The sequence below is a fragment of the Zobellia roscoffensis genome, from assembly GCF_015330165.1.
Lineage (GTDB): Bacteria > Bacteroidota > Bacteroidia > Flavobacteriales > Flavobacteriaceae > Zobellia > Zobellia roscoffensis.
The window spans coordinates 644,380-664,963 of sequence record NZ_JADDXT010000002.1 but is presented as its reverse complement, the minus strand read 5'-3'; the positions used below and the strand labels follow the sequence as shown (position 1 = coordinate 664,963).

Sequence of the window (20,584 nt, the reverse complement as noted above, 5' to 3'; positions counted from 1 at the left end):
TTTGTAACAAAACAGAAAACAACAAAACCAATAGACAACAAATACACCTGAAAAATGAACAAGATCGTAAAATATATCTTAATTGGTATTTTGGTGCTAGGCGCTTTATGGGCCGCAGCTTTTTTTGTAAAGTCGAATAGCAAAGATGCCGTTACCTACGAAACCGAAACGCCTTTCATATCTAATATTGAAAAGAAAACGGTGGCTACGGGTAAGGTAGTTCCTGAAGATGAGGTTGAAATTAAGCCACAGATTTCGGGTATCATCCAAAAGATTTATATGGAGGAAGGCCAAAAGGTGAGGTCGGGAGAATTAATAGCAACAATTAAAGTGGTTCCTAATGAGCAGTCGCTTAATCAGTCTAGAGGTAGGGTAAGGAATGCCGAGTTGGCGCTAAACAATACTCAGATAGAATACAACAGAAACAAATCGCTTTTTGATAAAGGTGTCATATCTAGTCAGGATTTTAACACTTTACAATTGCAGTATGACCAGGCGAAACAGGAACTTGATAATGCTAAGGCAGATTATCAAATTATCCGTCAAGGTTCGGCAGGTGGTTCTACAAGTGCCAATACCAATATTAGAGCAACGGTAGACGGCACCATTCTAGAAATCCCAGTAGAAGAAGGAGATCAGGTTATTGAGAGTAACAATTTTAATGACGGTACCACAATAGCTACAATTGCCGATTTAAGTAAAATGATTTTTGAGGGTAAAGTAGATGAAGGTGAAGTTGCCAAACTGGAAGTGGGTACACCATTAAAAATTAGCTTGGGTGCTGTAGAAGGAGCTGAGCTAGATGCCAAATTACGATTCATTGCTCCAAAAGGAATTGAAGAAACAGGTGCGGTACAGTTTAAGATCGAAGGAGATGTAGAAGTTAAGGACGATGTGTTTATTAGAGCTGGATACAGTGCGAACGCTTCATTGGTCTTGGAGAAAAAAGATGATGTTTTGGTAATACCGGAAGCATTGTTGCAGTTCGATAAAAAGACGGATGAACCCTTTGTAGAAGTTGAAACGGGTAATCAGGAGTTTGAGAGAAAGGATATTGAAATCGGGATTTCGGACGGTGTAAACGTTGAAATCGTTTCAGGATTAACAGAGTCTGATAAAGTGAAAGTTTGGAGTAAAACAGAGCCTATTAAAAAAGGAGAAGACGAAGAGGAAGAGGCAGATAAAGAAGAGTAACAATCATCAATCATAATCAAAAAATCACAAAATGAATTTTAAACTAACAGCATTACTGCTTCTCTTTTCTATTGGGGCGGTTAGCGCACAGCAGAAAAATTGGACGCTGCAGGAATGCGTAGAGTATGCGGTAGAACACAACCTTTCTGTTGAACAATACGAACTTGATCTCCAGAATGTACAAATAGATAAGTCGGACGCAGTTGGTGCAATGCTTCCGGCCTTAAACTCTTCGGCAAGTGTAACAGGTAGTACAGGGCTTTCGTTTGACCCAACTACCAATCAACCGGTGACGACTACAATATTGTCTGCGAATGGTGGGTTAACATCCTCTTTAACACTTTTTGATGGATTAAGAAACCTTCATCGTCTTAATCGTGCAAAGCTAAATGCAATATCTAATCAATATCGCTTAGATGACCTTAAAGATGATATTAGGTTAAGCGTAGCGAATGCCTATTTGCAAATTCTTTCAAATAAAGAAACTTTAAAAGTGTTCGAGGCTCAGTCTGCAGTAACCGAACAGGATTTAAAGAAATCAAAAGAATTGGTAGATGCGGGAGTGATTCCTAATGGAGATTTACTGGAAATAGAAGCAACGGCCGCAAACCTTGAACAACAGATAGTGAATACGCAGAATCAGGTTTTGATTTCTCGTATTAACTTGGCGCAATTGCTTCAGATTACAGATTATGAGAATTTTGATGTGTTGGATGCTGATTTTGAAGTGCCACCGTCCGAAGTACAGTCTAAATCTCCAAAAGAAATTTTTGCAGAAGCCTTGTCTTTCAGGAACGATATAAAATTTTCACAGTCTAATATAGATTTGGCCAAGAAAGATTTGGATATTGCCAAAGGTGCAATATACCCTACCTTGGGAGCCTTCTTTAATTACAATACCAGATATTCGGATCAAGGCGGATTTGATAGTTCCTCAGGGACGGTTGTTCCCGCGGAAAGCTTTGTGAACCAATTGTGGATTAATGATGGTATTTCATATGGCGCAAGGTTAGATATTCCCATTTTCAATGGTTTTTCCGTTAAAAATAATATTAAGCGTTCTAAAATAAATGTAGAGAAGGCACAGTTGCAGATGGAGCAAGACAAGTTGGATCTGGAGACAAGTATCAATCAAGCTTATGTAGATGTAAAGAGCTTCTCAAAAGCATATGATGCAGCTCAAAAAACTTTGGATGCACGGCGTTTGGCATATGATTATTCCAAAGAACGTTATGATGTAGGGCTTATGAATGCTTTTGATTTCAGTCAGGCGCAATCTCGGGTAGATAATGCGGAAGCAGAATTGATAAGAACCAAGTACGATTATATTTTCAGGTTAAAAGTTCTTGAGTTCTATTTTGGGCTTCCTTTGGAATTGAAATAGAAGTAAATTATAAAATGTAATTTGAAACCTGTTCGGTGTAAAACCGAGCAGGTTTTTTTATGTGTAAGTTTTAATCTTCTCATGTATCTTTGCAGCCTTATGAGCATAATCTTAAATTTAGAAACGGCAACAACCAACTGTTCGGTAAGTATTGCTAAAGAAGGGCGTATTTTGACAATTAAAGAGCATGATACGCCTAATTATTCGCATGCGGAGCAATTACATATTTTCATTCAAGAAGTGCTGAAGGAAGTGAATATAGATATTTCTGAATTGGATGCAATTGCCGTGAGTAAAGGCCCAGGCTCCTACACGGGTTTGCGCATAGGGGTTTCTGCAGCTAAAGGACTATGTTTTGCTTTGGATATTCCTTTAATCTCTATTGCTACGCTTGGTAGCATGGCAGAACAAGTTACATCTAGTGAAATAGATTATATCATTCCCGTTTTAGATGCGCGCCGTATGGAGGTGTATTCTGCCGTATTTAACTCGGATAAAGATGAGGTGAGAGCTACAGAGGCAGAAATTATAGATGAAAATTCTTTCGGTGAGTTTTTAGAAAAAGGAAAAGTAATTTTAATAGGGAATGGAGCAGAAAAATGCAAGACCATAGTATCACATCCTAATCTGAGTTTTGATGTCTCAGTTGTGCCCTCCGCCAATGAAATGGCCCAGCTATCATATAAAAAGTTCAAAGCGGACCACTTTGAAGACGTGGCCTACTTTGAACCTTATTATTTAAAAGATTTTATTCTTCAGCAGAAGAAAAAAATGTAATCTGTTTAATTATCGATTTTTGCTTTTAAAGCTTCTCCTTTTACATGTACATCGCGCTGTGGGAAAGGAATTTCAATCTCAGCTTCGTCAAACCTTCTTTTTATTTCTTCAATGATAAAGAAGTGAGCTGCCCAAAAAACGGAGTTCTCTGCCCAGAACCGTAAACTAAGGTTAACGGAACTATCGCCTAAAGCATCAACATAAACTTCTGGCGCAGGGTCCTTAAGTACGTTCTCGTTCTTTTGACAGATATCTAGCATAATATCTTTTGCTGCCTTAATATTGGAACTATAACCAATGCCTACTTTTATATTATCTCTACGTGTGGGCATGGCGCTGTAGTTTACAACATTGTTATTAGATAGTTGCCCATTGGGAATAATAGCAAGTTGGTTTCCGAAGGTGTTTACCTTAGTGTAGAAAATTGTTATTTCCTTCACGGAACCATCTACTCCTTGAGCTGATATCCAATCGCCAATTTTAAAAGGTTTAAAAAGAAGAATAAGGACACCGCCTGCAAAATTTGAAAGTGAACCCTGTAAGGCAAGACCAATGGCCAAACCGGCAGCACCAATGATAGCAATAAGTGAAGATGATTTAACTCCCAACTGGGTAATCACCAAAACAAAAAGTAATACTTTGAGCGCTATATTTATAAAACTCTGTAAAAAACTTTCTAGGGCAAGGTCGTAATCTTTCTTTTCAAAGAATTTACGGACCATTTTGTTTAGAAAACGGACTATCCATAGCCCTACGAATAGTATAATTAATGCCATAATAAGGTCTGGTAAAATCTCCCATGTCCATTCTATGGCTTTGTCTATATGTTCTTGGTAATCTGTAAATTTTTCCATGGCTTTATTTTTGTAAGGGCGCAACTTACTAAATACGGCAGGGGCAATCAAATTGAAATCATTAAACTAATGTTAATCCAAGGTGTATAGCCTAAATGGGTCAACACTTTGTTCGTATGTGATCAAAATGGTGGTGTGCCTACAGTTTTGGTTTTTAAAAGTGATAACATTCTTGATTATTGTGAAACATAAAAAAAGCGCTGCAACAAGGTTGCAACGCTCTATTTTTTGCGTGTTTACGTTTAGTTTACTTCAAAAGTAATCTTTACGTTTACGCGGTAATTATCCATTTTTCCGTCGGTAACTGTGGCACTTTGCTCGTTAATATAAACGGATTTAATATTCTTAACTGATTTAGAAGCTTGGGCAACCGCTTGTTTGGTTGCATCTTCCCAACTTTTATCAGAATTTGCCAATACTTCTATAACTTTTAAAACTGCCATAATATTTTGTTTTTATGATTCGTTTCAAATTACGAAAATATCGGTCAGGTTTATTGATTCTAAACCTGTAAAAATTAGTTCATTAACCGTTTACGGCAACTACCTCGTTCACTTTGTCTCCCATCATATTTTTAAGCATCGTTTCAATACCATTCTTTAAAGTGAAGGTAGACGAAGGACAACCGCTACAGGCACCTTGTAAAATAACGTTTACCGTTTTGCTGTTCTCTTCGTAAGATTGAAAAAGAATGTTACCACCATCACTGGCAACAGCAGGCTTTACGTATTCTTCAAGAATATCTACAATCTGCTGAGAGGTGTCGTCCAAATCTGCAGCTGGTTGGCTTGGCGTAGTACCATCACCTAAGGGCGTTTCTTTTGCTTTGGCAATTGCGCTTTCGGATACAGCTTCGTTGCCATCGGCAAGGTATTCTCGTATGTGTTCGCGTAATTGCATCGTAACATCTTCCCATTCCGCAACGTCATATTTACTAACAGAAACGTAATTCATATCAAAGAAAACCTCTTTTACGAACGGAAAGTTAAATAGTTGTTTCGCTAACTCCGAATTTTTGGCTTCGTCTATATTCTTAAATTCAAAAGCAGCGGGTACAATAGGTTTGTTGGCAACAAATTTCATTACAGATGGGTTAGGGGTTACCTCTGCATAAACTGTAATTGCCACTTTTTTAGAAGTTTCTTCTACTTCATTTACAATAGGTTCATCTGCATTTAGATAATCTACAAGTTGCTGGGCGACTTCATCTTTTACATCGTCCCAGGCAACTATATCATAGCGCTCAAGACCAATAAAGTTTCCAGAGATGTATACCGTCTTAATAAATGGTAGGTAAAAAAGCTGTTGTGCCAAAGGTGAATTTTTGGCCTCATCTATGTTTTTGAACTCGTAGTTCTTGTTTTTGGTTAAAAAATGATTCGTCTCGAATTTCAGAATCGCAGGGTTGTTGGTTTTAACAACCGTAATTGTATACTCCTTCATGGTGTCAAAATTTTTGTAAAAATACAACCTATTTTCGAACAGTCCGTATTGATTTGACTATATAATAATGTTACGTTTCATCCGTTATATCTTATATTTAACCGATCAATCAATTATCCTCTATATCAAACAGATGAAATATCGTTTACTGCTCTTGCTTGCATCCCTTGGCTTTGCATTTCAATCTACGGCACAAGAGGGTATTCCCGTGTATTTTGATTATTTAGCCGATAACTATTACCTCGTTTATCCGTCAATGGCCGGTATTAGTGAGGGTGGAAAAATAAGGGCCACAGCAAGAATGCAATGGTTTAATGTAGATGATGCACCCAATTTACAGACTATAAACGCCAATTTTAGAATAGGTGAAAGTAATAGTGGGGTGGGAGCTATCATTTTTAACGATGCAAATGGCTATCACGCACAAACTGGTGTAAAACTAACTTATGCACACCACCTTAAGCTTGGTGGAGATGGGCGGACATTAAATCAGTTTTCTTTTGGATTGAGCCCAACATATTTGCAAAGTAGTTTGGATGAAACCGAATTTCGTTCTGCAACAGTAGATAATGCTTTAATAGGAAGTAAGATTAGCGAGGGTTATTTTAATATGGACCTAGGTTTTTCTTATAATATCATGGAGTTTTATGCCCATTTTGCAGTAAACAACCTTTTGAGCAGCAAACGAAATTTATATCGTTTTGGAAGACAAGACCCTGACAATGTTCCTGTGATAGATAATTTACGACGGTATTTGTTTTCGGTAGGTTATATTTTTGGAAAGCAAGAATGGCAATTGGAGCCTTCTGTATTATTTCAGATGAGCGAGTTTACGGAAGAAAAGTCTATTGACCTTAATGCAAAAGTTTATAAAGATGTAGATTTTGGTCGTATTTGGGGTGGGTTATCCTATAGAAGAAGTTTTGAAGGTGCACAGTTTGCTACTTCAGATAGTTTTGGCGAACAACGTTTGCAATTGTTTACTCCAATCGTAGGCGCTAATATTGGAAACTTTATGGTTTCATATAATTATTCATACCAGTCAGGAGATATTCGTTTTGATAGCGGTGGATTTCACCAAATAACATTAGGATACGATTTTGGTCAAAAAGAACGTAAGTATGATTGTTATTGCCCAGCAGCTCAATAATGTCGTAAAACATGGCCAGATAAAACAAAAAGCATCCCGATGAATCAGGATGCTTTTTGTTTGAGAATATGTAAAGATTACTCTTCCCACTTATAATCTTTTTTAGTCGCTTGCTTTTTGATAGCCTCTAGCATGGCATTTTCCAATTCTCCTTTTTCTCCATCTTTTTGTTTTTCGGCAATGAACTGCTCCCGTTTTGCGTTCAATGCTTGAATCTCGTTTTGAATTTTGCTTCGGTCTGATTTCTTTTCTTGAATATAAGACTCCATTTCGGCCTTTGTCTTTCCCTTTAATTCTTTAGGAAGCTCATCTTTTTCTATCATGGCAATATCAAAAGTGGCATCATCAGATGCATCTACTAAGTCCCATTTCTTGTTGTTATAAAGTCTAGAACTTTTACTCACCGCTCTTTTTACCGCAACCACTTCTTCTAATTCATAAGCGTTGGAATCTTGAGTACGTTGTTGTTCCATCTTGGCACTACCCAAAGCACCGTAAGAAACATAAGTCTGGTTCAATTTTGAGTTTAGTTGAATAATTACATCATCATAAGGCGTGTCAATATGAACCACCTTTCTATTATGGTCAATAGCTATATATTCACCTCCTGTTAAGGTAGCACCATTTTTCCAATCAGAATTAATGCCTTGTTCGTAGTTTCCACAGAAAATGGTATTCACAACAATGTCTTTCTCTTTTGCATTAGTTACTGCGTCTTTATAGTTTAATTTTCCTTGTGTAAAAGGTTCGTTACCAGCAATGAAAATCATTTTAAGGTTATCTGGGTTGTCTCCCCAATTCAATTGCTTTAATGAGGTGTGAATTACTTCGCCACAAAATTCCTCTCCACCATTAGTTGTTAATGAAAAGAGTTTCTCTGAGATATCATCCAAATCTCCACTAAAATTCAATACTTGCTGAATGTAACCTTCTCTGGAAGATAAATTGTCGTTGCCATATTGATACAGTGCAATTTGCAGTTCCGGTCTTTCTTCATTTCCACACTTGGCATAGGTGAACTTGTTTACAATATCCCAAAGTTGAGATTTTGCCTGGTTGATGAGTCCATCCATACTGTTACTGGTGTCTAGGAGCAAAGCAATTTTTACGGTGTTGTTTTTTGGTTTTTCGTCATTTATGGGCGAAAATACTTGGGCAAGTACGGGTTCAGCTGTTGTTTTTTTAGGTTTCAGCTCGCAACCGTACATACTGGTGATGGCAAATGACATACATAGTAATCCTAAAATCTGTCGTGTGTTTTTCATAATTTTTTTGTTTAAAGCTCTATTGAGAGGTTATGAATTCGTTTCTATCATTTTGTTGATGAGGTAAAAGTAGAAGCAACTTAGTTCTTGTAAAACCTGTTTTGAGGGAACTGGCGTTTTGAAAGAGGGAACGTTCCTTTTGAGTGTGTGAAGCCGTTAAAACAATTCTTTTTTTGAAGGTTTAGTGAGAAATGAGGTTTTTTAGTGCCGCATAATTCAACTAAGTTTACGTTGTGCAAATAATCAAATGATATCAATTCGCTACATATTGTTTTTCCTATTTCTAGGATGCTCCACAATGAGTTTGTGGGCGCAAAGAGAGGTGCGCAGCAGTAAAATGTCCAAGCCAAAAAACAACCTGCATCAGGTTTATTTAGATTCGGCAAATACGTACAAGCAGAGTAATATTGAAAGAAGCATTGATTATATTACCAATTCCATTGCGGTACTTGGGAAGCAAGCAGATAAGAAGTCGCTTTCGGAATCTTTAGTGGCGTTGGGCGAAGTATATCGATATCATAGTCAATATGATTTGGCGATTACCAATTATAAAGATGCGCTGGAAGCTCATAAATCAACCCGTACTACACTTCTTTTGGCCGAAGTGTATATACTGAACAAACAGTTCTCGGAAGCCGAGAAAGAGTTGAGTCCATTGCTGAAGATAGAAGGTTTGGAACCTTATCAAAAAGTACGATTAAACGAAAGTTTGGGTGATTCCTATAGGGGCTTGGGACTTATTGGAAAAGCAGTGGCTTTTTATGAAGAAGGAATCTTGGTCGCCAGAAAAAACCAAATTACACCCAAGTTGGCCGATTTAAACTCTAAGATAGCCGACACCTATGCCCAGGATGATAAATTGGTAGAAGCAAGTGCATATTACAAGAGTTCATTAAAGCTTACGGAAGGGCTTGAGCCAAAACGTGCTGTTCAGGAAAAAGAAAAAGTAGCTGATTTTTATAACCAGAAAAGTCAGTACGGTGCCGAGATTGAATTACGTAAAAAAAGTCTTAATGAATTAAAGACGCTTCCTCAGGGTAGAACTAGTAAAGGAGAGGCAAGAGGCGACTTTGATTCCATTACTTCACAACGAATCAATTACAAAATAGCAAATGCCTATATAGCACAAGATAAGTATGATGAGGCAATCCCTTATCTAAAAGAAAGTATAGAAGAAGCCGGTTCTGAAGATGATTTGGTGGTTCAGAAAGATGCAACCCGAAAACTTTCTGAGGTGTTTGAATATAAGGGCGATTACCCTAAAGCTTTTGAAACCTATAGAGATTACGTGTCTTTGGTAGATACGCTATATGTTCGCAAAGAACAGGAGATATCACGAGCGGCACGATTTAACCGTGAGATATCTTCAAAACAAAATCGCATTTCAGGTTTAGAACAAGAACGGGAGTTGTCACAAAGTAAGTATGATCTGGCATTGACGGAACAGCAATTAATTCAAGAAAACAACAAGCGTCAAAAATGGATTATCTATTCGCTTATTTTTGGAATGATATTACTCGGTTTGGCTGCATTTTTCTTTTACCGTAGTAATCAGCAACAAAAATTGGCCAATAACCTTTTGGCTTTAAAATCGTTGCGATCACAGATGAATCCGCATTTTATATTTAATGCACTAAACTCTGTAAATAATTATATAGCTAAGAGCGATGAACGCAGTGCTAACAGGTTTTTAAGTGAGTTTTCAACTCTTATGCGTTCAGTATTAGAAAACTCAGAGGAAGATTTTATTCCGCTTACCAAAGAATTAGAACAACTCGAACTGTACGTAAAGTTGGAACATTCTCGTTTTCCGGATAAGTTTGATTATGAATTGAATGTCGATAGGAATATTGATATTTCATCCTTTGAAATTCCGCCGATGTTACTTCAGCCTTATATTGAAAATGCGATTTGGCACGGACTTCGATACAAAGAAGAAAAAGGACTTTTGAAAATTAATGTACAACCAAAGGGAAGAACATCCATAGAAATAACGATTACAGATAATGGTATTGGAAGAAAGAAATCATCTCAACTAAAGACCCAAAACCAAAAGAAGCAAAAATCCAAAGGAATGGGTAACATTCAAAAACGGATTGCTATTCTAAACGATATGTATAAAAATAAGGTAGATGTAGCTATTTCTGACTTATCTGCAGATGGTTCAGGTACGAAAGTGCTGTTCGTTTTGAGAAAAGACTAATGAGGTTCGGTTCCAACTAAAAAATCCTACTATGAAATTAAATGCCATACTTGTTGAAGACGAAGCCAATAGCCGCGAAATACTCCGTAATTATCTGTCAAAATATTGTGCTGATGTAAAGTTGGTAGGTGAAGCTGCATCCATTCAAGAAGGATTGGAGCTTATTAAAAAGCATGATTTGGACCTTGTGTTTTTAGATGTAGAGATGCCCTTTGGCAATGCTTTTGATTTACTGGACCAATTACCGGACCGTACTTTTGAAACTGTTTTTGTAACGGCGTATAATCAATATGCTATGGACGCTTTAAATAATCATGCGGCCTACTATCTCATGAAACCTATAAATATTGATGAGCTTATAAAAGCGGTAAGTTATGTTCAAGAGATTAAACAAAAAGAAAATGAACTAGAACATAAGGTTTTGCAGCCCAAATTAAAATCTATTCAAGGAAAGATAACCTTACCACAACAAGACGGTTTTCAGGTGTTGAATGTAGCGGATATTCTCTATTGCAAAGCAGATGATAATTATACTGAAATCTATCTGGAAAATAAGAAGATACTAGTAAGCAAGACGCTGAAATATTTTGAAGAAGCATTGGCTAGCTTTTCGTTTGCCCGTATTCACAAATCCTATTTGGTAAATGTAAACGAGATAGTGAAGTATAGAAAAGGAAAAGGAGGTAGTGTAGTAGTTTCAAATGGAAAGGAACTATTGGTCTCCGCATCCAAAAAGAAAGACTTGTTGGCCTATTTTTAGAATCTATTAATGATAAAGAACTATGATAAAAACAATTAAAGGCAAGACGCCGCAATTTGGTGATGATTGTTTCATTGCAGAAAACGCAACAATTGTTGGAGATGTAAGCATGGGAGACCAATGTAGTATTTGGTATAATGCCGTGCTTAGAGGAGATGTGCATTTTATTAAAATGGGAAATAAAGTTAACGTGCAAGATGGTGCTATTGTACATTGTACCTATCAGAAATCGCCCACTACTATTGGTAATAATGTTTCTATTGGTCATAATGCCATAGTTCACGGCTGTACGTTGAAAGATAATGTATTAGTAGGTATGGGAAGTATTATTATGGATGATTGTATAGTAGAGAGTAACAGCATCATTGCCGCTGGAGCTGTAGTTACAAAAGGAACTTATGTGCCTTCAGGAAGTGTTTTTGCCGGTACACCTGCTAAAAAGATAAAAGACATTAGCCCTGAACTGAGTTCTGGCGAGATAGATCGTATTGCTGATAATTATGTGATGTATTCTGGTTGGTTTAAAGAGTAAAAGCCGTACTTGGGACTTGAACTAAATTTGTTATTTTTGCACGCATTAAAAATTGAAAAGAATGAACGCATATATATTTCCCGGACAAGGAGCACAGTTTGTAGGTATGGGCTTGGACCTATACGAAAAGTACCCATTGGCTAAAGAGCTATTTGAAAAAGCCAATGAAATTCTTGGATTTTCTATTACCGATATTATGTTTCAGGGTACACCTGAAGATTTAAAACAAACTAAAGTTACGCAACCGGCTATTTTCTTGCATTCGGTTATTTTGAGTAAGGTAATGGGAGATAGCTTTAAGCCAGATATGGTAGCAGGTCATTCATTAGGTGAATTTTCGGCATTGGTAGCCAATGGAACCTTGGGTTTTGAAGATGGATTAAAATTGGTTTCTCAACGTGCCTTGGCCATGCAGAAAGCCTGTGAACTTCAACCGAGTACAATGGCTGCAGTTTTAGGATTGGAAGATGCTATCGTAGAAAAAATATGTGCAAAAACACCTGGGGTGGTTGTCGCAGCAAATTATAATTGCCCAGGACAGTTGGTGATTTCTGGTGAAGTAGAAGCTATAGAAGCAGCCTGTGTAAACATGAAAGAAGCCGGAGCAAGAAGAGCGTTGGTGCTTCCGGTGGGAGGTGCATTTCACTCCCCTTTAATGGAGCCTGCTCGCGAAGAATTGGCAGCGGCAATAGAGAACACTACTTTCTCAACACCCAATTGTCCCGTATATCAAAATGTAACTACGGTTGCAGTGACAGATGCGGCAGAAATCCAAAAGAATCTTATTTCTCAATTGACCGCTCCCGTAAAATGGACACAAAGTGTGGAAAACATGGTAAAAGACGGCGCTTCCTTGTTTATAGAGGTTGGCCCAGGAAAAGTGTTGCAAGGCTTAGTTAGAAAGATAGCACCTGAAGCAAAAAGTCAATCGGCAGATATCCCAAGTTGATGTTTATTCCGTATATCATGTAGTTCGTCCATAAAACCTTGATTTAACCCCAAATTTACGGTTGCGGACGATTTTTTTAGTAATATTGACGCCCATTTAACCACGACCTACTTTATTTGCTGTGAATTGAATTTTTGTTCAAAGGACAGTTATGAAATTGAAAAAGAAAAAAGCTCGCTTTGCCCATAGTATGAGAGCACATGGCAAAATCGTTCTATTGTTGCTTTTAGTTTTGGGTGTTGGCTTTGTTGCTAATGCTCAGGTTGTTTCTCTATCCACTTCGGCAACCAATGTCACGGAAGGAGGAGCAAATCCGACCTTTACTATTTCTAGGAATTCAAATCCTGCAACGACTAATACAGTTACGTACAGCGTAACAGGGACTACAACCTCTGGACAGGATTTTACAGCACTCGGAGGAACAGTTGCTTTGAACTTTTTTATTCCATCTGTTACTACTACAATAAATATTACGGATGATAATTTGGTTGAAAACCTCGAGACTATAATTATCACTTTGCAGACTGCAACTGGTGGAGCTACCATAAACAACGGGGCTAGAATAGCGACCTTTAATATTACAGATAATGATACAGGTACGTTTACTTTAAGTAGAACACCCGCAACTCTTGCTGAAGATGCTGCGGGTACAGCAACCTTTACACTTTCTCTTGATAAGGTAAATGCTACTGGAGCGAATGTTACCGTTCCCTATAATTTTAATGCGGCAGGAGCAAATCAGGGTACAGCAACCTACGGTACAGATTATACGGCACCTGGCGCAGTAAGTGGTAATTTAACTTTTGCGAACGGAACCAATACAGCTCAAGTATTGGTGGTAGACCCAACCCCGGATACAACACCAGAGTCGGATGAAACGATTATTTTAACCTTAGGTAACCCAAGTAACAACACTAAGTTCAACTATACCCAAATGCCAGTCGCTCAGCGAACGGTAACGATTATAGATAATGATTGTGCTGCAGGAGATGCTGCACCAACTATAAACGGAAGGGCAAATACAGTTTGTAATCCTCCAACGGCCTCCGTTAATCTAAATACTTACGTAGTAGGTGGTGCTGGTGGTGCGCCCGCAGGAAGCTCACTACGCTGGAGTGACACGGCCAATCCAACTACAGAAGGAGCTTTAAGGGCTGCTACAATAACGGCTTCTGGTACATATCACGCTGTATATTGGGCAGATGATAACTCTTGTTTTACGGGTAGTAATCCTGTTACTATAACGTTTAGTACACCGCCATCTGCAGGCACCGTAACTACGCCATCAGATGCATGTAACAATGCTAATGATGACTTTGGACCTACACGTATTCCTTTGAATTCATTAATTACCGGTAACGATCCTGGTACTTGGGCCTATACTTCCGGTCCGGCAACGGTTAATCCTACAGGAGCGAATAATCAAGTGAATTTTAGGGGGCAGCCAGAAGGTGCCTATGTATACACATTTACGACTACTGGAGCAGTTGCTCCTTGTGTAAACGAATCAAAATCAGTAACTATTAAAGTTGTAGACTGCAATAATTGCGCCGCTAAAGTAGCGCCAAGTTTAGATACATCTGTTCAAAGAACCTTTTGTGACGACATTACCACTTCTTTAAATGATTATATATCAGGAAATCCCCCTACTGGTACCGTATTACGTTGGGCATTGGACCCCGATGATCCGATAGGAAACCCTGTTCCTGCAAATCGAATAAATGACCCGTTGCCAGGCTCTTACTATGCATATTATTATGATGGAGCAGATAATTGTGCGGGGCCTACATTGACAATATCATTAGAACAGAATGAGACGCCCGAAATTCTTGGTACTCCATCAGGAGATAGCAGGTGCGGACCAGGAAGGGTGGTACTGAGAGCTACAGCTACTCAAAATGCTACCATTAATTGGTTTAACCGCGCAACGGGAGGTTCTCCCATAGGAACTGGAGCTAGTTTTACGATTAATAATTTAGCAAGTACTACTACGTATTATGTAGAGGCAGAAGCCAATGGTTGTACTTCATCTCCAAGAGTACAGGTTGAGGCAGTTGTTTTTCCTCCTGTCACCGCAGGAAACCCGGAAAATGCATCTTCCTGTAATGATGCCACATTTGGCACTACCACTTTAGATTTGGATACGACTTTTGCCGATACTGCTAGTGCAGGTAATTGGGCTTGGTCCTCAGGTCCTGCCAATGCAACCATTAATGGTGAGAATGTGGTGGATTTTCAAGGTTTGCCAAATGGTACGTATGTGTTTGCATATACCACAACAGGTGCTCAAGAGCCCTGTGTTAATGAAACAGCTGAGGTTACTATCGCTGTAAGTAGTTGTGATACGGATGATGATGGAGATGGATTGTTAGGTGGTCTAGAAGCTATATTGGGTACGGATCCCAATAACCCTGATTCAGACGAAGATGGTATTAATGACGGAATTGAAGTTGGTGATGATACTGCCAATCCACTAGACGGAGATGGAGATGGTATAATAGATGCTTTAGATTCCAATGTTTTGGATACAGATAGTGACGGTGTAGTAGATCAATTAGATCCAGGTAACGAAAACGCTTGTATTCCAGATAATTCCAACGGACTTTGTGATACCGATGGTGATGGTATTACGGACGGACAAGAGGAAGCGGATGGCACCAATCCTCTAGATGCTTGTGATCCTGATATCAATAATGGGAACTGCGACCCAACCCCTATAGATCTTGAGGTGCTAAAAACAGTAGATAAGGCGGAAGCCATTGCTGGTGATGAGGTTATTTTTACTATTAGTGTGAACAACCTTTCTAACCGAGTGGGTCGTAATGTTATTATAGGCGAAATGTTGGAAACAGGTTTTCAATACAAAGCCCATAATGCTACGGATGGTAGCTATGATTTAGCCACGGGAGAATGGACAATAGCTGAGATCCCTGCGGGTGGTACGGTTACTCTAACCATTACGGTTGATGTGCTGGAAGGCGGTCCCTATACCAATATAGCCGAATTGTTACAATCGTTCCCGGTAGACGAAAACCCTGCTAATGACAGCTCGGAGGTTACTTTAAATATTGATTTGCCTGAAGGGATAGATTTAGTGTTGGAGAAATTGGCTAGAATCGTAAAAGAGGAAGATACTTTGGGAATTCAACATCCTTTTGCTGATTTAAAAAGTGTAAACCCATTGGTTGGGCAGGAAGTTATTTTCACTATAAAAGTTACGAATAAATCGAATGAAGATGCGGTTTCTAATATTCAGGTTCTTGATTCTATATCTTCGATAGAAGATAGTGATTTTGTGTTCATAAGTGGAATAGCTGATAAAGGAGATTACACACCTGAAACAGGAATTTGGCTGATACCAGAACTGATTAAAAATGAAGTTGCTACACTTGAAATTAGGGTGCAATTTCCAGTCGTGGATGATTTTCAAAACACAGCAGAAATTATTCGTTCCTCTCCTGTTGATAGCGAAGGTAAGTATGATAATAATAAAGCTACGGTAGATGTAAAGATTTGGGAAAGGACGGATGCGGAATTAGGAATCATTTTCAATCAATTCTCGCCAAACAATGACGGTACAAATGATGTGCTTAAAATAAATAAGGAACATGAGTCTGGTACGATAGACCTTGTCTACGATATCAAAATTTTCAATAGATACGGAAAGGTGGTTTTTGAAGGTGATCAAATGACCGATGAGGTTATTTGGGATGGAACATGGGAAGGTAAACAAGCACCGGACGGTACTTATTTCTATGTTTTGAACGTCAATTTACAAGAAGGAGAAACAGTAGAAGGTTTTGAAACCAATACCACTAAAAAAGGCTGGATTCAGCTTATAAGATAATACGGATAATGCAGTATAGAACACTAAAATCCTTTTACGGTTACATCTGTTTGCTTATAGGTGTATTGTTCATTTCGGCAAATGGTTTTGCTCAAAAAGAACCGCAGTATACACAGTATATGTACAATATTGGTAGTTTTAACCCCGGTTACGTAGGTTCGGTTCAGAATCCTGAAATAGCTGCTGCATATCGTGCACAATGGCTAGATGTAGATGGTTCGCCACGCACCATTCGTTTGGGTACGAACATACCTTTTTCAAATGAGATGACGGGTATGGGCTTTAACATAATTAGCGACCAATTGGGGCCGTCAACTCAGACGTATGTAGAATTGGCCTATTCATATCAGTTTAATGTTTCGGACAATACAAAACTTTCATTTGGTATGGATGCTGGTGGTTCATTTTTAAATGTAGATTTTTCAAAAGGTACGTTTGAAAATCCTGGAGAGCCTATCTTAGGACGTGAGACTATTTCAAAATTCTACCCTACTATTGGAGCGGGTTTGTTTTTGTATGAAGACGATATCTGGTATTTAGGGGCGTCTATTCCTAACTTTTTAACGGATGGAATTTATAATGATGATGTAGCCACGATTATAGAAGATAAAATGCAGTTCAATTTTATAGGGGGCTATGTTTTTGATGTCTCAGAAACCTTGAAATTTAAACCAGCATTTTTAATTAATTACATTAATGGTTCACCGGTAAATACTAACCTTAGTGCTAACTTTATGTTTAACGATAAGTTTACCATGGGGGCATCGTATCGGTTAGGAAGTGCGGTTAGCGGTTTGGTAGGTTTTCACATAACCAATGGCAGTTTTGTTGGATACTCGTATGATTACAACACGAATCCGTTAGGAGAATTCAGTAGTGGTTCGCATGAAGTAATTCTTAAGTTTTATTTAGGTAGAGGAGATGGTTCAAGCGGAAGTAATAAGAGCTTGAAAGGGAAGCCAAAACAAATAGATACGCCAAGATTTTTCTAATATTAGACTATGAAATTCAGAATCTTCATATTACTTTTTATATGGGTTGTAGCACCGTCTTTCGGTCAAGAAATGACATCCAAAGGTGATAAGTTATTTTATAGCTACGCTTATGATGATGCTATTGTTGAGTATAATAAGCAAATGCAACAGGGTAAGTTTATTACCAATCACCAACTCCTGAATTTAGCGGATTCTTACTTTAAGACCGGTGAATACAATAAGGCCTCTAAGTTATATCTTGATATCAATAAGAACGATACCATTATGTCTGCCCATCGTTTTAACAAGATGTTGCAGAGTTTGGCTAAAATTTCAGAGCAAGAAAGAGTTAAGGCCTTTCTGAAATCTAAGAGTAATATACTGGAAAGTGAATTGGTAGAGAACGCTGGATTTAATTATCTATTATTGGATAAAACAGAAACCGAATCCGCTGGGTTCTTTATTTTTACACTTAACGGAAATAGTGAGTTTTCGGATTTTTCACCTGCTTTTCATGATGATAAGTTGTTATTCAGTAGTGGAAGAAAGAATAAATCAAAACGTATTTATGGGCCTTCTGGGGAGTCGTATTTAGATATTTACGAAGCTGATATTGAAAAGGGAGGAAACATAAACAATGTTAATGTTTATAAAGGAGTTCCTGATTCGCCTTACCATAAATCTACTCCGTATTACTCTAGCACTAACGGAGGTACCTACTATGTGCTTTCCAATGCTAATGGTAAAAACCTAGCTTTTGATGAAAAAGGGAAGAATGCACTGTCCATTGGTATGGCATATGAAGGAGGTCTTTTTAGATTCTTACTAAAAGATTTAAGTACTTCGTTTTATTATCCTTTTTATGACGAAGCGAGCGAGCGGTTATATTTTGCGGCTAATTTTGATGACAGCTATGGAGGTACAGATTTATATTATGTAGTGACCAATAATGGGCAGGTGATGTCAGAACCCATCAATATGGGACCTAGAATCAATACGCCAGGAAACGAGATAGCGCCGTTTGTATATGATAATAGTCTTTTCTTTTCTTCCGATGTTTTTTACGGCCTAGGCGGTATGGATGTTTATCGTAGTAACATGCAACCGGACAATACCTTGAGTATTCCTGTGAATTTAGGAGAAGGAATCAATTCAAAATATGATGAATTCGGGTTTATTATTCGCCCCGGTGAAGGCCATGAATTAATGGGGTATTTTTCTTCAAATAGACCAGGAGGTAAGGGTAATGATGATATTTATGGTTTCAAAATAGCGAGCAAACCAGGTCCGCGTACACTAATATTTAAGGGAACTGTTGTGAAACCTCCATACGATACTCCTATTTCAGATGTTGAGGTAAAGGTATTTGATATTGATGGTAACGTCTTGAGTGAAATGATGACGAAAGCAGATGGTACCTATCAAGTAGAAATACCCTATACAGATGTAGTTTCCATGGAAATCGTAAAAGAGGGGTATTCTACTTTTAAACAAAGTTACAATCCCAAAGAATTGGAAGAATTGCTAAAAGCACCGGCACTGGTTGAATTAGTGTCTTTTGGTGATATTGTTGAAGAAAAAGAGGGTAAGAAAGTACTTGATTTAAATACATTCTTTTTTGAAACGGGAAGAAGCAACGTAACGATTGCAATGACTTCTGAACTGGATAAAGTAGTAGATGCTATCAAGAAATTTCCTAAACTTAAAATATCCATAGAAACCCATACGGATAGTAAGGGGGGAAGCAGCTCTAACAAACGAATTTCAGAGAAACGGTCAATGGCTATTAAGGATTATTTATTGACAAATGGAGTTCCTGATGCCAATATAAATAAAGTAGTAGGGTACGGAGAAGAAAAGATTGTAAATAACTGTACTAACGGAGTGTATTGTCTTGATTTTCTACACAAACAAAACTTAAGAACTCTATTTGTAATTGATAATTATGATGAGATTAATAAGTAAATAACATTTATTTAAATACTACCATCCAAAAATAATATACCGAAAAAAGGGCTAGAAATAGGATGCCCAAATAGGTCAAAGCTTGCAGCGGTCTCTTTGGTTTGTCTGCATCTGGAATTTCATCGCTCATTACATTTTTAAGGTTCATATAGCCTACGATGGGGGCCACTACAAAAGATACAAATGTAGCTAGGGCAACCAATTGGCCCATGTTAGATTTGAAGACACTAACAACTGTGAAATTCACACCGGCCAAAACTAACACGCCAATTGCGAAAATACTTTTATTGCCCGAAAGTTTTAAATCGGAAAATAAAAGGTCAATAATATCCAGGCTCACTCGTGCTAGGGCATCATGAGCTGTCATACACGTGCTGAACATAGTGGCAAATGCTGCAACGGCGATAAGAATATATGCCCAAGGACCTATATGTGTAGTGAATAACTGTACAATTTGGTCTGCGAATGTTATGGCATTTCCGCTTAATGTGGTATTTGTGCCATAGAGTGTCATACAGCCAATGGTAAGAAAGAAAATCGCTAGAAGAGAAGTTGTAAAGTACCCAACCTTAAATTCTTGTAGAGATTCGCGTAATGAAGGTTTAGGTTGTGTTTTCCATTTTTCAACACTCCATAAACTCACCCAACTAGAAGCTTCCACGGTTGTGGGCATCCACCCCATTAAACTAATAAGAAATAAGATGCCCATACTATCAAAAATAGTAGGGGAAGTAAAGTCTGCTACTTTTTCTACGGGCCCTTTAAAAATAACAACTACCGTAGTAACTAGTAAGGCCAAGAATAATATAGAAACCACAAATTTCAAAGAAACTTCCATGAAGCGGTATTTACCAATAATCAGCAGGAGACTTATAAAAGCAAAAAGAGCTAGTGAGATGTAATTGATATAAATTTCGGGTACCTGAAAAAGGTTGATGAACAGGCCTGCAGTTACCGTATACAAGGCCGCTAGAATAGTAAAAGTGGTGATTAGGGTGATAATTGCATAAAACCATAGATAACCTCTACCTCGGTTAAGATAGCCCTCTGTAAGGGTTTTTCCGGTAACGTTGGTATAGCGTACGCCAAACTCAAAAAACGGATACTTAAATATATTAGCCAAAAGGATAGGGATGGCCATGAGCCAACCATATTGAGCACCGGCTTTGGTTGAGAGGACCAAGTGAGATGTGCCTATAGCCATGCTGGCGAAAAGTAGGCCTGGGCCAAGATTTTTTAGAAGCACTTTTAATTTTGACACCTTAAAATGAATTTAGGCAACCAAAA

16 protein-coding genes are annotated in these 20,584 nt (G+C 38.1%); 11 read left to right on the top strand and 5 right to left on the bottom strand.

Features of this window, described 5'->3' with window-relative positions; all coding sequences use genetic code 11:
- Positions 1-54: 54 nt before the first annotated feature.
- From IWC72_RS02845 to tsaB, 3 genes are all read left to right on the top strand, one after another.
- Positions 55-1,194, top strand: a complete 1,140-nt coding sequence (locus IWC72_RS02845) for an efflux RND transporter periplasmic adaptor subunit (RefSeq protein ID WP_194528751.1) — start codon at positions 55-57, stop codon at positions 1,192-1,194.
- 31 nt (positions 1,195-1,225) lie between these two features.
- Complete coding sequence (locus IWC72_RS02840; protein WP_194528750.1) at positions 1,226-2,578, top strand: TolC family protein; 1,353 nt, start codon at positions 1,226-1,228, stop codon at positions 2,576-2,578.
- A 99-nt stretch (positions 2,579-2,677) separates the two neighbouring features.
- The gene (gene tsaB / locus IWC72_RS02835; RefSeq protein ID WP_194528749.1) at positions 2,678-3,355 is read left to right on the top strand and encodes a tRNA (adenosine(37)-N6)-threonylcarbamoyltransferase complex dimerization subunit type 1 TsaB; all 678 of its coding nucleotides are present in this window, start codon (positions 2,678-2,680) and stop codon (positions 3,353-3,355) included.
- Positions 3,356-3,360: 5 nt separating this feature from the next.
- Here the strand turns inward: tsaB and IWC72_RS02830 are convergent, their stop codons facing one another.
- The 3 genes from IWC72_RS02830 to IWC72_RS02820 form a co-directional block, all read right to left on the bottom strand.
- Positions 3,361-4,209 (bottom strand): mechanosensitive ion channel family protein, encoded by an 849-nt coding sequence (locus IWC72_RS02830; RefSeq protein WP_194528748.1) that lies wholly within the window; start codon positions 4,207-4,209, stop codon positions 3,361-3,363.
- A 242-nt stretch (positions 4,210-4,451) separates the two neighbouring features.
- Positions 4,452-4,652 carry a dodecin family protein gene (locus tag IWC72_RS02825; protein WP_038237972.1) on the bottom strand — a complete coding sequence of 67 codons (201 nt, stop codon included), beginning with the start codon at positions 4,650-4,652 and terminating at the stop codon, positions 4,452-4,454.
- A gap of 82 nt (positions 4,653-4,734) precedes the next feature.
- Positions 4,735-5,652: a NifU family protein gene (locus IWC72_RS02820; RefSeq protein ID WP_194524732.1), complete on the bottom strand. Its 918-nt coding sequence runs from the start codon at positions 5,650-5,652 to the stop codon at positions 4,735-4,737.
- Positions 5,653-5,785: 133 nt separating this feature from the next.
- On the opposite strand from IWC72_RS02820, the gene IWC72_RS02815 reads away from it, so the two are divergent.
- Positions 5,786-6,802 (top strand): PorP/SprF family type IX secretion system membrane protein, encoded by a 1,017-nt coding sequence (locus tag IWC72_RS02815; protein WP_194524731.1) that lies wholly within the window; start codon positions 5,786-5,788, stop codon positions 6,800-6,802.
- 77 nt (positions 6,803-6,879) lie between these two features.
- Here the strand turns inward: IWC72_RS02815 and IWC72_RS02810 are convergent, their stop codons facing one another.
- Positions 6,880-8,067, bottom strand: coding sequence for a vWA domain-containing protein (locus IWC72_RS02810; RefSeq protein ID WP_194528747.1), 1,188 nt, complete (start codon positions 8,065-8,067; stop codon positions 6,880-6,882).
- A gap of 298 nt (positions 8,068-8,365) precedes the next feature.
- Here IWC72_RS02810 and IWC72_RS02805 point away from each other — a divergent pair, with 298 nt between their 5' ends.
- The 7 genes from IWC72_RS02805 (at position 8,366) to IWC72_RS02775 (ending at position 19,297) form a co-directional block, all read left to right on the top strand.
- Positions 8,366-10,270 carry a tetratricopeptide repeat-containing sensor histidine kinase gene (locus IWC72_RS02805; RefSeq protein ID WP_226979468.1) on the top strand — a complete coding sequence of 635 codons (1,905 nt, stop codon included), beginning with the start codon at positions 8,366-8,368 and terminating at the stop codon, positions 10,268-10,270.
- A 31-nt stretch (positions 10,271-10,301) separates the two neighbouring features.
- Positions 10,302-11,030: a LytR/AlgR family response regulator transcription factor gene (locus tag IWC72_RS02800; RefSeq protein WP_194528745.1), complete on the top strand. Its 729-nt coding sequence runs from the start codon at positions 10,302-10,304 to the stop codon at positions 11,028-11,030.
- Between the two features lie 22 nt (positions 11,031-11,052).
- Positions 11,053-11,562, top strand: coding sequence for a gamma carbonic anhydrase family protein (locus IWC72_RS02795; RefSeq protein WP_194524727.1), 510 nt, complete (start codon positions 11,053-11,055; stop codon positions 11,560-11,562).
- Between the two features lie 61 nt (positions 11,563-11,623).
- The gene (fabD, locus tag IWC72_RS02790) at positions 11,624-12,511 is read left to right on the top strand and encodes an ACP S-malonyltransferase (protein WP_194524726.1); all 888 of its coding nucleotides are present in this window, start codon (positions 11,624-11,626) and stop codon (positions 12,509-12,511) included.
- A gap of 151 nt (positions 12,512-12,662) precedes the next feature.
- Positions 12,663-16,358, top strand: a complete 3,696-nt coding sequence (locus tag IWC72_RS02785; RefSeq protein ID WP_194528744.1) for a T9SS type B sorting domain-containing protein — start codon at positions 12,663-12,665, stop codon at positions 16,356-16,358.
- Positions 16,359-16,366: 8 nt separating this feature from the next.
- Positions 16,367-17,350: a PorP/SprF family type IX secretion system membrane protein gene (locus tag IWC72_RS02780; RefSeq protein ID WP_194524724.1), complete on the top strand. Its 984-nt coding sequence runs from the start codon at positions 16,367-16,369 to the stop codon at positions 17,348-17,350.
- A gap of 9 nt (positions 17,351-17,359) precedes the next feature.
- Positions 17,360-19,297: an OmpA family protein gene (locus IWC72_RS02775; RefSeq protein ID WP_194528743.1), complete on the top strand. Its 1,938-nt coding sequence runs from the start codon at positions 17,360-17,362 to the stop codon at positions 19,295-19,297.
- Positions 19,298-19,304: 7 nt separating this feature from the next.
- On the opposite strand, the gene IWC72_RS02770 is transcribed toward IWC72_RS02775, so the two are convergent.
- Positions 19,305-20,558 carry an NRAMP family divalent metal transporter gene (locus IWC72_RS02770; RefSeq protein WP_194528742.1) on the bottom strand — a complete coding sequence of 418 codons (1,254 nt, stop codon included), beginning with the start codon at positions 20,556-20,558 and terminating at the stop codon, positions 19,305-19,307.
- Between the last annotated feature and the right edge of the window lie 26 nt (positions 20,559-20,584).